The 14606-nt window shown below is 43.7% G+C and carries 15 protein-coding genes; 10 read left to right on the top strand and 5 right to left on the bottom strand.

The features are described 5' to 3' along the window. Positions 1-17 precede the first annotated feature (17 nt). From WAE59_RS14285 to WAE59_RS14270, 4 genes are all read left to right on the top strand, one after another. Positions 18-1298, top strand: a complete 1281-nt coding sequence (locus tag WAE59_RS14285) for a replication-associated recombination protein A (protein WP_337856655.1) — start codon at positions 18-20, stop codon at positions 1296-1298. Further along, positions 1299-2777, top strand: a complete 1479-nt coding sequence (locus WAE59_RS14280; protein WP_337856654.1) for a DUF5687 family protein — start codon at positions 1299-1301, stop codon at positions 2775-2777. Then, on the top strand, positions 2774-3472 hold the full coding sequence (locus WAE59_RS14275) for an ABC transporter ATP-binding protein (protein WP_337856653.1): 699 nt from the start codon (positions 2774-2776) through the stop codon (positions 3470-3472). The genes WAE59_RS14280 and WAE59_RS14275 overlap by 4 nt, the downstream gene beginning before the upstream one ends. Positions 3473-3636: 164 nt before the next feature. Next, complete coding sequence (locus WAE59_RS14270; RefSeq protein WP_337856652.1) at positions 3637-4317, top strand: OmpA family protein; 681 nt, start codon at positions 3637-3639, stop codon at positions 4315-4317. A gap of 86 nt (positions 4318-4403) precedes the next feature. Here WAE59_RS14270 and WAE59_RS14265 read toward each other — a convergent pair whose 3' ends face one another. Beyond that, positions 4404-4751, bottom strand: a complete 348-nt coding sequence (locus WAE59_RS14265; RefSeq protein ID WP_337856651.1) for a hypothetical protein — start codon at positions 4749-4751, stop codon at positions 4404-4406. A 74-nt stretch (positions 4752-4825) separates the two neighbouring features. Here WAE59_RS14265 and WAE59_RS14260 point away from each other — a divergent pair, with 74 nt between their 5' ends. After that, entirely contained in the window at positions 4826-5839 is a 1014-nt protein-coding gene (locus WAE59_RS14260) for a Gfo/Idh/MocA family oxidoreductase (RefSeq protein WP_337856650.1), read from the top strand. 3 nt (positions 5840-5842) lie between these two features. Beyond that, complete coding sequence (locus WAE59_RS14255) at positions 5843-6622, top strand: zinc-dependent peptidase (protein ID WP_337856649.1); 780 nt, start codon at positions 5843-5845, stop codon at positions 6620-6622. Here the strand turns inward: WAE59_RS14255 and WAE59_RS14250 are convergent, their stop codons facing one another. The 3 genes from WAE59_RS14250 to WAE59_RS14240 all read right to left on the bottom strand — a co-directional run bounded on the left by WAE59_RS14250 (position 6623) and on the right by WAE59_RS14240 (position 10559). Beyond that, positions 6623-7612: an alpha/beta fold hydrolase gene (locus WAE59_RS14250; protein WP_337856648.1), complete on the bottom strand. Its 990-nt coding sequence runs from the start codon at positions 7610-7612 to the stop codon at positions 6623-6625. A 165-nt stretch (positions 7613-7777) separates the two neighbouring features. Then, positions 7778-10072, bottom strand: a complete 2295-nt coding sequence (locus WAE59_RS14245) for a TonB-dependent receptor (RefSeq protein WP_337856647.1) — start codon at positions 10070-10072, stop codon at positions 7778-7780. 121 nt (positions 10073-10193) lie between these two features. Beyond that, positions 10194-10559 carry a hypothetical protein gene (locus WAE59_RS14240; RefSeq protein WP_337856646.1) on the bottom strand — a complete coding sequence of 122 codons (366 nt, stop codon included), beginning with the start codon at positions 10557-10559 and terminating at the stop codon, positions 10194-10196. A gap of 145 nt (positions 10560-10704) precedes the next feature. Between WAE59_RS14240 and WAE59_RS14235 the strand changes: the two genes are divergently transcribed. From WAE59_RS14235 to WAE59_RS14225, 3 genes are all read left to right on the top strand, one after another. Beyond that, a complete protein-coding gene (locus WAE59_RS14235) occupies positions 10705-11358 on the top strand; it encodes a TetR family transcriptional regulator C-terminal domain-containing protein (protein WP_337856645.1) in 654 nt (217 codons plus the stop codon). Between the two features lie 6 nt (positions 11359-11364). Further along, the gene (locus WAE59_RS14230) at positions 11365-12666 is read left to right on the top strand and encodes an ABC1 kinase family protein (RefSeq protein WP_337856644.1); all 1302 of its coding nucleotides are present in this window, start codon (positions 11365-11367) and stop codon (positions 12664-12666) included. Positions 12667-12902: 236 nt separating this feature from the next. Further along, positions 12903-13295 (top strand): response regulator transcription factor, encoded by a 393-nt coding sequence (locus WAE59_RS14225; RefSeq protein WP_337856643.1) that lies wholly within the window; start codon positions 12903-12905, stop codon positions 13293-13295. Here WAE59_RS14225 and ku read toward each other — a convergent pair. Next, entirely contained in the window at positions 13292-14062 is a 771-nt protein-coding gene (gene ku, locus WAE59_RS14220) for a non-homologous end joining protein Ku (protein ID WP_337856642.1), read from the bottom strand. The two genes, WAE59_RS14225 and ku, sit on opposite strands and share 4 nt — an antisense overlap. A 73-nt stretch (positions 14063-14135) precedes the next feature. Between ku and WAE59_RS14215 the strand changes: the two genes are divergently transcribed. Then, positions 14136-14606: a nuclear transport factor 2 family protein gene (locus tag WAE59_RS14215; RefSeq protein WP_337856641.1), complete on the top strand. Its 471-nt coding sequence runs from the start codon at positions 14136-14138 to the stop codon at positions 14604-14606.

Genomic DNA, 14606 nt, shown 5'->3' with positions numbered 1-14606 from the left:
TTTGTATCTTTACTAGTATGCAAAACCTACCTCCCTTAGCTGAACGCATGCGGCCGCAAAGCCTGGACGAATATGTTGGTCAAAAACATATTGTAGGCCCGGACGCTGTGCTCAGAAAAGCCATACAAAGCGGGCAACTGCCTTCTATGATCTTTTGGGGGCCTCCAGGTGTGGGTAAAACTACGCTTGCCTCCATCATTTCAAATACACTCGACAGACCTTTTTTCAATCTCAGCGCCATCAATTCGGGTGTGAAGGACATCCGGGAAGTGATTGATAAGGCGGCAGCTTTGAAGGATAGCCTGCTTGGACTGCCGATCCTGTTTATCGATGAGATTCACCGTTTCAGCAAATCTCAGCAGGACAGCTTGCTGGGTGCAGTCGAACGCGGACTGGTTACCCTCATCGGCGCGACCACAGAGAACCCTTCTTTTGAAGTCATCTCCGCACTGCTGTCGAGAAGTCAGGTCTATATCCTGAAAGCACTTGATGAAAATGAACTCGCCGGGCTCCTGCAAACAGCCATTAAGGAAGATGTCATTCTCAAAGAAAAGAACATCACCATCAAAGAACACGAAGCACTGATCCGCTTGTCGGGAGGTGACGCCAGGAAATTGCTCAACGTTTTGGAGATTGCGGTTAATGGCATCGGCGGAAATAAGATTGTATTGACCAATGAGAATGTGCTCCAGCATGCCCAGCAAAACCTGGCGCTGTATGACAAGGCAGGGGAACAACATTATGATATCATTTCTGCATTTATCAAATCCATCAGGGGCAGCGATCCTAATGCTGCGGTCTACTGGCTGGCACGGATGATTGAGGGCGGAGAAGACCCCTTATTCATTGCCCGCAGGTTGCTCATCCTGGCTTCCGAAGACATCGGCAATGCCAACCCAAATGCCTTGCTACTGGCCAACAATTGTTTTCAGGCAGTCAATGTGATTGGCTTTCCCGAATCCAGAATCATCCTTTCGCAAGCCGTGACCTATCTGGCATCCTCAGCAAAAAGCAATGCTTCTTATGAAGCCATAAATAAAGCACAGTCCCTGGTGAAACAAACTGGCAATTTGCCAGTCCCATTACATATCCGCAATGCGCCGACAAAATTGATGAAAAACATTGGTTATGGTAAAGACTACCAATATTCCCATGGTTATGAAGGAAACTTCTCTGCACAGGAATATTTCCCTGATGAGCTGAGCGGCACTAAACTCTATGATCCGGGGAAAAATCCGGCAGAAGAGAAATTGAGAGAAAAGTTAAGGCAGAACTGGAAAAATAAATACAATTACTAGATGCTCAGCACATTTTTAAGTCATCAATGGAAAGCCTTCTGGCGATCGAAAAGTAAGGGAGGCACTATAGCTGCCAACATCCTGATGGGGCTAATGATCCTTTATCTGCTATTGGTTGCTTTTGTTCTGGGCTTTATGCTGGAATATTGGGCAGGTAAATTTTTTCCAGGTAAAGATGTAGAAACGGTATTCAACAGCTACATCATCTATTACTTTGCACTGGATTTTTTAATGCGCATACAACTGCAGGAACTGCCCACCCTCAGCATTGTTCCCTACCTGCACCTTAGGATTCCCAAAAGAAAGATTGTACGCTTCCTGAATGCCCGGTCTTTGTTTAGCGCCTTCAATATCCTGTCACTGATCCTCCTGCTGCCTTTTTCCTATACTTACATCTCAGACATTCATGGTTCTTTTGTTTCCCTTATGTATGTGGTGTCGATCCTCTCCCTGGTCATTTTCAATAATTATACCGCATTGTACATCAAGAGACTTAGTGTCAACAGCAGCAGGTATACCCTGATTACACTGCTGGTCATCGCCCTGATTGCTGCATTGGAACACTACCGGATCTTTTCTATATCGGCAATCTCCAATCGAATATTTGAATCCATCACCGAGCAACCATTATTGGCATTGGGCTTCAGTGCCGCAGCAGCATTGATGTTTTTATGGAATGCCAAATACTTGCGAAGTAATTTATATGCAGAAGAACTTGGTGCTGCAGAAGAGAAAAAAGCAAGCACGAACTATCCCTTCTTTAGCAGATTCGGAGAAGTGGGCACATTGGCTGCCCTGGAACTGAAACTGATGTTGAGACATAAGCGCACCAGGACTGCGCTTTCCATGAGCGCATTTTTTATTTTCTACGGATTCCTTTTTTACAAAAAAGAAGTACTGGCAAAGGATCAATTGGGCATGGTGTTATTTGCTGCTGTCTTTATGACAGGAAGCGCGGTCACAATTTACGGACAGTTTATGTTCGGCTGGCAGGGCGCGCATTTTGATGGTCTGCTGGTCAACAAAACCAATTTGCGCAATTTCATCAAAGCGAAGTTTCTGCTCTTCACATTGATGTCGACGCTAACTACCATACTGATTAGCTTTTATGGCTTCATCAGCTGGAAGATCCTGGCTGTACAATTTGCAGCCTATCTCTACAATGTTGGAATCGGAACAGTAGTCGTGCTCTATTTCGCAACCAGAAACTACAAGTCCATAGACATGAGTAAGGGCTCTACATTCAACTACCAGGGACTGAGTGCCAGCCAGTTTGTGCTCATGATCCCTTACTTCCTCCTTCCTTATCTCTTTTACCTGCCTTTCTCCATTTCAGGAAAACCGTATTGGGGACTGGCCTTCCTTGCTTTTGCCGGATTTACAGCGCTGATCAGCAGGAGCTACTGGGTGTCGTTTATCCTGAGAGCATTCAATAAAAGAAAATATACCATCGCCGAAGGCTTCAGACAAAAATCATGATTTTAGAAATCTCACAACTAAAAAAGAAATACGGGCAGCGTACGGTAGTCGACATTCCCGAATTACAGATCAATGCCGGGGAGACCATTGGCGTAGTGGGCAATAATGGTGCAGGTAAAACCACGCTATTCCGGATGTTGCTCGACCTCATCAGGCCCGATGAAGGCGCAGTACTTTCGAAGGCAGAAAACGTAGCCCATTCGGGTCAGTGGAAAAACTACACCGCCTCCTACCTCGACGAAGGTTACCTCATTGACTACCTCACAGCGGAAGAATATTTCTTCTTCATAGGAAGTCTCCATAATTTCAGTGAAGCGCATGTACTGGACTACCTGAACAGCTACCAGGAGTTTTTTAACGATGAAATCCTGCGCAAGAAGAAGTACATCCGGGATTTTTCCAAAGGAAATCAAAATAAAATTGGTATTGCCGCAGCACTGATGCAAAACCCGGAACTCCTGATCCTTGATGAACCTTTCGCAAATCTGGATCCTACGACACAGATCAGGCTCAAAACTTTATTGAAATCTCTGAAGGCCGAAACAAAAATGACTACCCTGATTTCCAGTCACGACCTCAATCATGTCACTGACGTTTGTGACAGGATCATCCTGGTAGAAAAAGGCCTGATTATAAAAGACTTCCACACTGACGAAAATACATTAATGGAATTAGAGGCCTATTTCTCTGACTAAACTTGTACTAAATTATAGTCAGCAACGCTTTTGTTACCAAAATTAGCCTGATGATTTTCAGTGCAATAAGCTTCGTAAGCAGCAAAATCAACCCTATCCGGTCGTAAACACCAAAACTGGCATTAGGTTTGATTTAAGCTGAACACAAATAAAATAATTACGTTATGATTACTTCAAAATTTAAAATAGCAACATTTAGTATCGCCTTATCTCTTGGTGCCATGGCATTTCAAGGTTGCGATAGTTTAACTAAAACACAAAAAGGAGCAGGTATCGGTGCAGCAACTGGTGGTGTGATTGGCGCTATTATCGGTAAAAAAGCGGGTAATACAGCTGTGGGAGCCATCATCGGCGCTGCAGTAGGTGGTACTGCCGGTGGTTTTATCGGAAAAAGGATGGATAAACAAGCTGCAGAGATTCAAAATGCGATTCCTAATGCTGAGGTAATTCGTGAAGGTGAAGGTATCATTGTGAAATTTGATAGCGGCATCCTGTTTGGATTTGACAAATCAGATCTGACAGCACAGGCCAAATCAAATGTGAAATCATTGGCAGGTTCATTGAACCAGTATCCTGGAACAGACATTAAGATCATTGGTCATACTGACAATAAAGGTACAGAAACTTATAACATGGGCCTTTCTGAAAGAAGAGCTGCAGCTGTTAAAGCTTATGCAGTGTCACAAGGCGTACCATCGTCACGTTTAATCACATTGGGTAAAGGATTTTCTGAACCTATTGCTGATAACGCAACTGAGGATGGAAGAGCTGCTAACCGTAGGGTTGAAGTAGTGATCGTAGCCAACGAAAGCTTGAAAAAAGAAGCACAGCAACAAGGCAAATAAAAACATTTTACATCTACCTATGTAAAACATAAAAATCCGTCGTACTAATGTACTTCGGATTTTTTTTGCTTTATGCTCAGGTACTTTTAGGCTTCGTAGATGTCGGCGAAATACTGGATGGCCAGAGATTTCAGCAGCAGTTCCTGCTCCATCATGGCATACGAAGGCACGGGTTTCACCAGATTCCAATGTGGCCAGCCATCCTGATCCAGTCCCTCCAGTTCGTAGAAACCCATTTCACTCAACAGGCGACAGGTAGCAATGTGCATCAGCTCCTCTTTTTGGCGCTTACTATATTTCCCCGGACCTTTCCCTAATTCCTGAACACCAATTAAAAAGAGGATCACTTTGAGATCTGGGATATCAGAATCAAATTCCTCAGCTATTTTGTGTTGCAAATCTTTCCATTTTGCATGTATTTCCGCAGGCTTCATGTGGCAAAGATACAATTCGTAACATTGATAAAACTCATCGCAGCTTCATAAAGATAATTTGCTATTTTTAGCCTATGAAGAAAGAAATTGTAACGGGCATTATGTCCTACGGTATGTCTGGAAAAGTATTCCATGCACCTTTCATAAATGCACATCCCGGTTTTAAACTGTATGCGATTACGGAACGTTCTAAAAAAGAAGCAGAAAAAGACTACCCTGGTATACTAAGCTACAACACGATAGATGAAATTATCGATGATCCGGCTATTGAACTGATCATCATCAACACACCCAATTACACGCATTATGATTATGCCAGCCGTTCGCTCAGGGCGGGTAAAGATATTCTGGTAGAAAAACCTTTCACCGCGACTTCAGTGGAAGCCAAAGAACTGTTTGCATTGGCTGACGAGTTGGGCCGCAAGATTTTCTTTTACCAGAACCGCCGTTGGGACAGCGATTTTACTTCGGTACGCAATGTCATCGAAAGCGGACAATTGGGCAAGCTCAATGAAGTACATTTCCGTTACGACCGCTACCGTGTCGCTATAGGTGCCAAAACTTTTAAAGAAGAGCCAATTGCTGCGAGTGGACTGATGTATGATCTGGGACCACATTTATTGGATCAGGCCATCAGCATTTTTGGTAAGCCTGAATCATTCCATAAGATCATCGGCAGAAACAGGCCGGATACTAAGGTAGATGACTACTTCTCTATTCACCTGGCCTATCCAAACAGTGTGAATGTATTTGTTCACTCCAACCTCCTGCTACTGGATCCCCTTCCTGCCTTTGTATTGCATGGAGCCAATGGATCTTTCCATAAACAGCGGTCAGATAGTCAGGAAGAACAATTGCTAAAAGGTATGAAGCTGGATGAGCCGGGCTATGGTATAGAAGCCGAAGGTGCTGAAGGAAAACTTACATTGATAGACGCATCCGGAAACAAAACCGTTACTGCTGTACCTTCATTGGAAGGAAACTACCTGTCGTTATTTGATGCGGTCTATGAAAGCATCGTCAATGACGCAGCATATTACGTAACAAGGGAGCAAGTACTGACACAGTTAGAAATCCTTGAAGCCTAATTGATGGAAAGCTTCTTTATCCTGATCCCGATCCTCTTATTGGTTTGCTATTTCATTTTTAGAAAAGATAGCCGAAAAAATTATGTACAATTGGGCGAAACCGACAAGGAGCTGTTGTTCCAGCATGTACATTACTACCAACACCTTGATGTGGAGGAAAGGATCAGGTTTGAAGAGAAAGTTTCGTCCTTTCTGAGTTACGTCCGCATTGAAGGTGTAGGTACAACTGTAGAACCTCTGGATAAATTATTAGTGGCGTCCAGCGCCATTATTCCTGTCTTTGGCTTTCCGGACTGGAAATATAAAAATCTAAGCAATGTATTGTTGTACCCAGATACCTTCAATACCGATTTTCAATACGAAGGCGGAGACAGGAGCATCTTGGGCATGGTGGGCTCGGGTTATATGAACGGGCAGATGATTTTATCCCGCTCGGCATTGCTCCACGGTTTTTCCAATAAATCAGACAAGGAGAACACAGCAATCCATGAGTTTGTACACCTGCTCGACAAATCAGATGGCGCTACAGACGGCGTACCGGAAAACCTGATGAAACACGAGTATACCATCCCCTGGCTGAAGATGATCCATGAGGAGATGCAACGGATCGAAAAAGGAAAATCAGACATCAACCCCTACGCCATCACCAATGAAGCCGAATTCTTTGCGGTAGCAGCTGAATATTTCTTTGAAAAGCCAGATCAGTTCAGCCATAAGCATCCGGAGTTGTATGAAGCATTATCTGCCATATTCCTACAGGACCCGGCCTCCCGGGAGATTTAACTATAAAGCACCCAGTAGTGCGACATTGAATTCCGTTGGGATTTCAATGTGCGGAATGTGTCCGCAAGCTTCAAACTCTACGATCTTTGCACCCGGAATTTTTGCTGCAGTTTGTTTTCCCAACAGCTTGTACTGACCATAGATGGCCTGCTGATCCGGACTCAATAAACCTTTACCCACGATTGTCTTATCTTCTTTGCCGATAAAGAGTACCGTTGGCACCTTGATATTATAAAATTCGTAAACTACTGGCTGTTCGTAGATCATGGTAAAGGTCAATGCAGCCACCTTAGCCCAGCGCGGGAAATCGGCACTATTTGTAACACCGCCAGCAATACGTACCAGTTCTTCATATTCCGGTTTCCATACGGTAAAATAAGAGCTCTGGTAATATTTTCGGACACTTTCAGCGGTAGACTTCAGTTCGGTCTGGTATTGCTGCTCAGTGGTTACATAAGGAACAAAACGGCGGTAATCTTCAAGTCCGATCGGATTTTCCAGCAGGAGTTTTTCTGTTTGCTCCGGATACATCAGCGCAAATCGCGTAGCGAGCATACCACCCATTGAATGGCCCAAAACACTCGCTTTCGGAATTCCCAAATGATCCAGTAAAGCCTTATTCCAACTCGCCATTTGATGGAAGCTATAATGAATGAAAGGTTTGGATGATTTTCCAAAGCCGATCTGATCGGGAACAATTACCCTAAATCCACGGTTACTCAGGGCCTGGATCACATTCGTCCAATAATAACCACCGAAATTCTTACCATGAAACAAAAGCACAGTACGCCCATTTGGCATTTTTGCAGGGGCCACATCCATATAGGCCATCCTTACATCCTGTCCTTCTACATTCAGGGGCAGAAATTTTACCGGATAGGCATATTTCACATTCTCCAGGGTAACGGATAAGGTATCGGCTTTTTGCGCCTGGAGTGTCAAACAAGTAAGGCTGAGAAATAAGGCAAGAATTATGTTTTTGTTGATCATTAGGTATAGATTTACGGAAAAACAATAAAAAATAGGAACTGAAAGTTCTAAACATAAGCATTATTTCCTGCTATCCTGAAACAGGGCTTCCGAAATGACAGTAAAGCAATGTAAAATTGTTGTATTAAAAAAGGGATGCGCTGCGGCATCCCTTTTCATTCACCCTTACAAGAATGGCACACTAATGCCAAAAGTCACATTCCTTCCGGGATTGTAAATATTTGCCAGTTTATACCTGCTCAAGTGATTATAATATTCCTTGTTCAACAAGTTCTGACCAGTGATCCATAGGTTAAACTTCCCTTTAGCGGTGTTGATGCTTGTACCTACTCCTGCATCCAGCAAGGTGTAACCATTGGTCTGGGTTTCAAAGCTGTCAAACCTGCCTTGCTTAAACACGTTGGTAAGGCCAACCTTAATGTAAGCACCGTCCAGACCTTTCATGCTGGGCTCAAATCTCAGTTCATTGTTGAGGCTGGCCGCAGGAATGAAGGGCAATGGACTATCATCTGCCTTATTGATCCCTTTTACATAGGCAAAAGAGTTTTCGAAATGCAGCGATTTGATTAGGTGGAAATCCACAGAGGCTTCCGCGCCGAGCAGATCAGCTTTAGTCTGGACAAAACGATAAACGGGTAGTGTTTCTACTTCTCCAGCTTCATTTTCCAGATCGATCGTCTCATTGCTGAAATTGCCTGGATAAATGTAATTAAAGATACGGTTGGCGAAGCCGTTCAAGCCAAAGGTGATATGATGCGCAGTATACTCCAGACCAAGATCAAACTGCAGGCTGGTTTCCTGTTTCAGGCTGCTATTTCCAATTTCGTATCTGAAGGTTCCTTCATGGCGGCCATTCGCTCCCAGTTCGGCGATGTTTGGCGCCCTGAACCCTGAACCTGCATTTCCCTTAATCACCAGGTCCTTTGCCACTTCAAATGCAAAGCCTAAGGAGCCTGAAACATTAGAGAATTTGTTGTTAAAGCCATTGAATACCTGCTCACCTTCAAACATCAGGTCCTGCCCCTTCACTTCTTTGTAATCATAGCGTGCCCCTATGTTGATGGCCCCATTAGAAAAATTACGCTTCAGATAAGCAAAAGCCCCAATGTTATTGCTGTTGTAATCCGGGATCAGAAATTCATCTCCTTCATTTACATTCTTCTGGTACATGCCCTGCACGCCAATTGCAGGTTCCCATTTCCCGGCATTCGGAAAATAATACTTCAGGTCATAGGTATAAGAATTCAGATTGATATCCAAGCCTGGCTCATCCATACTTTCTTCAAATTCTTTACGGAGGTTGCGCTGAAAGGCAAAGGTTGTTTTCAGCTGACCTTTACCCAAAATGAAATTGCTGTTCAGTGCTGCGCGATAATGGTTGATGTTTTGAAAGGGTAAGCCCAGGCCTCTTTTGCGTCCATCTGCAGGACTGATAACCGCCCCCTCTTCATCCAGGTAATTGCCATTGTCGTCCGGTCCTTCTTCCACCAGTCCCACATTGGTGTTGAAACGGGAAAAAGTCAGGTGTGAATAACCCCAGCTTTTGTTCAGTCCGATCATTCCGTTCAGGTTAAATTCGTTGAATCCTGAATTGGGCACTACTGCATCTTTATAACCAAAACCATAGGCATTTTTATAGGAGACACGGCCGCGATAGACAAATCCATTGTCGTTGCCCTGCATCATTACTGAGGAAGCGCTTAAGCCATTATTGGTAGCGTAAGTCGTGGTGAATTCGCCCTTGTGTATGCCAGGCGCAGGAACCAGGTCGTCAATGATGTTGATCACGCCGCCTAAGGCATCAGAGCCATACAGCAAACTTGCCGGCCCTTTGAGGATCTCAACGCGGGCAGCCGAAAACTGGTCTACCTGAATGCCATGCTCATCTCCCCATTGCTGGGCTTCTTCCCTTGCTCCGTCAACCATAGTCAGCACCCTGTTATAGCCGAGTCCCCGGATGACCGGTTTCGAAATGGCCCCTCCGGTGCTCACCTGGGCTACTCCCGGTATTTTTGCTACCGCATCAATCAGATTGGTACCTGCTGCCTGGATCAGCTTATCTTTTCCTACGGTAACTACCGAAAGACTATTTGTTTTGTTGTTTGAACTAAAAGGGGAACCTGTAATCACCACTTCGGCGCTTTCGACAATGGAAGGTTCCAATGCGACGCTGAGTGTGCCCGCACTAGCGAGGTCTATGGTTTCAGCATGCGTTTTATAGCCAATATAACGTACTTCAAGCAAGAAACGGCCTTTTGCAGGGATATTTTTAAGTGTAAATTCACCTGTCTGATTGGTTGTGGTAATGGCCTTGAGATCGGTGATGTAAATTGTCGCACCGGCAAGTGGCTCCTGTGTTGATGCATCAATGACCTTGCCCTTAAATTCGGCGCGTTCATTGGCAAAGCTATAGGTGGCAATAGCCATCAGCATCGCCAATAATAATTGTATTTTCTTCATGTGTTGTAAAATCGTAAATGAACCAAATGGTCAGCAGGCAACGCAAAGCATCACCCGGGCCATGGTTTGGATAATTCTGGTAAATGGATCAATTGAATTGCGGAAATCCGCTCGTGCTGAATTAAGCCAAAGGAGGTCCCCTTAAGGACAGGCTGATCAGTTCAGTATAGCTTCCTTTTACCGGGGGCATAGCCGGCATGAAAGTACGTGTGATAGAAAAATAATGGCATTGAACCTGTTGTACGGCGTAGTTTTTTTCAAAGTGTGCTTTACAGATCAGGCAGTTGTCGCCCCTCTCATGAATGTGAAACTTGTGCCCGCAATCCTGGTGATTTTTGACGCAGACAGGTGCCTCGTGATGGTGATCGTGAAATGCCGCAAAGGGCGTGAGCGCCATGGCAAAAACCATGAGCAACAAAACCGCAATTGCACGGTGAATATGTAAAAGACGCTTTTTCAATTCGGGTTCAAAACTAATCAATTCCATTCAATTAAATGAGTAAGCACTGAAATTGAAACCGGCAAATCAGCCGGAGCAGCTTTTATTACAAAATAATGATAGAATAAAGCCCTAACTTTAAGTGCTTGAAAAACTATAGTTCCGGCATTCACGTTATATCAATAAAAACAATATGGCCACTGCTCTTCAAATCAAAAACGGGTATATCGATTATGTGCTGACACATGATGAACAACCTAAATCAGTCTACAGCTTCGTTAAAAAACTGAAGATCTCCGAATCGGATTTCTACGAATTTTATGCATCATTCGACAGTATCGAAAAGAACATCTGGGTAGAGTTTACCGTAGAAACCATAGATACACTGCAGCAGCAGGAGGTCTGGAACGCTTATTCCTCAAGAGATAAGGTCCTCGCCTTTTTTTACAGCTATGTAGAAGTGCTCAAAAAGCAAAGGAGCTTCGTGATTTATAGCCTGAGCAAGCAAAACCGTGGATTCAATACACCTCAGGTATTGTCTGGTGTGAAGCCTATTTTTGAGCATTTCGCTGAGGAAATCATCAACGAAGGTATAGAAAGCACTGAGCTTGCGGACCGGAAGTTTTTCAGCAGAAGATATAAAGATGCCCTCTGGATCCAGTTTGCCTTTATCCTTAAATTCTGGATCAATGACGACAGTGCTGGTTTTGAAAAAACTGACGAAGCCATAGAGAAAGGTATTAATGTTACTTTCGACCTGTTCCAACCTTCCCCGATCGACAACTTACTGGATTACGGTAAGTTTCTTTCCAGGAATGGCAAGTTCAGAGAAAAGATGGGGCTATAAGAATTCATGAAAGAACAAAAAAGCATTCCAGTAAGTAAAACCGAACGTTCGGCTAAATTTGTCAAGACAGGCATTCAAATCGGTGGCAATTACATTAAACACTATTCGAAAAAGCTCTTCAATCCTGACCTCAACAGGGATCAGCTGAATGAAGACAATGCGACTGACATCTATAAATCCCTGAGCGAGCTAAAAGGAAGTGCGCTAAAGATTGCACAGATGCTCAGCATGGATAAAAATATTCTGCCGCAGTCCTATGTCGACAAATTCACGCAATCCCAATACAATGCACCTCCCCTTTCAGGACCGCTGATCGTGAGAACTTTCACGAAGAACTTCGGCAAACCTCCGGAAAAGATCTATGATCAGTTCAACCTGAAGTCTACCAATGCGGCCTCCATCGGACAAGTACACAGTGCCGAACTGAATGGTCAAAAACTGGCTGTAAAGATCCAATATCCGGGTGTGGGCGACAGTATTTCCTCCGATCTTAAACTGGTCAAGCCTTTTGCTTTCCGCTTGTTGAACATGAGCGAGAAAGAGCTCAATATCTATATCAAAGAAGTAGAGGAGCGCCTTTTGGAAGAAACAGATTACGAGCTTGAGGTCAGGCGTTCGATTGAATTTTCAGAAGCTTGTAAAAACCTCAGGAACGTAGTATTCCCCAAGTATTATCCTGAGCTCTCCGGAAAGCGGATCATATCGATGGACTGGATCGATGGTTTACACCTCAAAGAATTCCTGAAAACGAATCCATCCCAGGAACTGCGCAACAAAATCGGGCAGGCACTCTGGGACTTCTACAACTTTCAGCAGCATGAGCTAAAGGCCGTACACGCCGACCCCCATCCCGGTAATTTCCTAATCACACCAGAGGAAAAACTAGGGGTAATTGATTTTGGCTGCATTAAAGAAATGCCGGATGATTTTTATGAACCCTTCTTTTCCCTGATTTCCACGGATGTCATTAAAGATAAAGCAAAGACCATCGAGGCTTTCCGCAAGTTGGAAATGATCTTGCCTGGCGACAATGAAAAACAAGTGGCCTTTTACTATAAGATCTACCTGGAAATGATCAGCCTTTTCGCCCGGCCATATACTAGCCGGACTTTCGACTTCGACAATCCGGACTTCTTCAAAGAATTATACAGTTATGGAGATAAGATTGCCAAAATGCCTGAATTTAAACAGGCAAGGGGAGTAAAGCATTTCATTTATGTCAACAGGACTAATTTCGGCCTGTACAGCATCCTTCAGGAACTCAAAGCGGTAGTTGATACGACAACCTACCAGCCTCACTTAAAATAGGAAAGACACAGTCGCCACAACTATGTCTTTACCTAACCTAAAACTAAAAACTACACATTGGACTGCGGAAAGTGTAAAAGGTTTCATCGAAAAATCAATTATTTTAAAATCGCGCCAAATCGGGATTAAATGCGTATTTTAAGATTATTTGTAACAACTTGTTTATAAATTAGAAATAAACAATGAACAAATCAATCTACTTGAATATATTTGCATACAATTAAAGAATTCTGGGTTTGGCAAAAGGCACAACAGTTTATAAAAACATCCTGGTTATCGAAGATAACCATGCAATACTTGACGTCATCACGCTGATTTTACAAAGCGAAGCATACAAAGTAACCGGTCTCAACAAGAGTGCGGACATGCTGGCCAACATTCGCGAATCGGAACCCGATCTGGTCATTCTGGACATCATGTTACCCGATGCAGATGGCAGGGAGTTGTTAAAACAATTGCGCAGTGACGAAACGACAGCGCACATTCCTGTATTGCTGATATCTGCCCGCTATACGGAGGAAAATGTAGAGCACGGAGAATATAAGCCCAATGGATTTCTGGCCAAGCCTTTTGATATCGATGATCTGTTGGACAGGATTGAAGGAATTCTGGCCGGCAAAACTTACTAGGCACCTTTCTTTCCACCTAAACTCCGCATGAGCTGTCCGTACAGATCATCGCTCAGTTCCTCGCGAGGCTTCAATTTTTTGATCGTTGCACGTTTACCTTTAGCTTTTGCCTTGATAATCTTCAGTAACTCCTTGCTGTATTCATCATGAAAGCCTTCAATATCAAATGCTGAACTATATTGCTTGATCAGGGCAAGTCCAACGTCGAGTTCTTTTTTCCCAATGGAGGTCAGAGAAGGGCTATCAATATCTGCTGCCGACCTTACCTCCTCAGGAAAGCGGATTTTAGTAACCACCAATACATTCTCCATCGGATGAATCACGCAAAGGTTTTCTGTACTCCGCAATACGAAGCGTGCCAGACCAGCCTTTTTAGACTTCAGTAATGCCTTTAGCAACAATGCATAAGCTTTCCTTCCCTGTGCTTCGGGTTCCACATAGTAAGAGGTTTCGTAATAAATCGGATTGATCTCTTTCAGTTCCACGAAATTTTCCAGTTCAATCATCTTGGTTTTTTCCGGACTGGCATCCTGAAAGTCGGCATCTTCAAGGATCACATACTTGTCCTTCAGCATGTATCCTTTCACAATGTGGTCATACGATACTTCTTTTTTTGTGTTTTCGTTGATCCGCTTAAACCGGATCTTTGAGTGGTCCTTCTCGTCCAGCATGTCAAAATCCAGGTTGCTGTTTTGAACCGCCGAAAAAAGCCTGACGGGGATATTTACCAATCCGAAGCCTATAGATCCTTTCCAAATCGCTCTCATATCTGTGGGTATTTAAACTACAACAAGAGAGTTTATCCTTTGTTTTTGACTAACTTAGTTAGAAAGAAATCACATGAAAACAAACGAGGAACTCATCAGACATTTCTATACCAGCTTTCAGCAAAAAGACGTAAAGGCAATGCAGGAATGTTACGCTGAAGATGCGAAATTTAGCGACCCTGTTTTTAAAGGTTTGAATGCAGAACAGGTCCGGGCGATGTGGGCTATGCTCATCAAAAGCGGAAAAGATATGCGCATTGAATTTAAAAACATCAAAGCAAATGCCCTGGGTGCAACTGCAGAATGGGATGCCTATTATACTTTTTCAGTTACCGGCAACAAAGTAGTCAACAAGATCAAGGCAAACTTCATCATCGAAAATGGCAAGATTGTACAGCACACTGACGTATTCAGTTTCTACAAATGGGCCAGACAGGCCATGGGATTTACTGGCCTGGTCTTGGGCTGGACAAGTTTCTTAAGACATAAGATCAGCGCCCGCGCTCAACAAAATCTCGATAAATATATGCAAGCCGGCAAATAA

This window comes from Pedobacter sp. GR22-6 (assembly GCF_037402555.1).
Taxonomy (GTDB): Bacteria; Bacteroidota; Bacteroidia; order Sphingobacteriales; family Sphingobacteriaceae; genus Pedobacter.
Note: the sequence above shows the minus strand (reverse complement) of the source record. Positions and strands in the feature narration are given on the sequence as shown.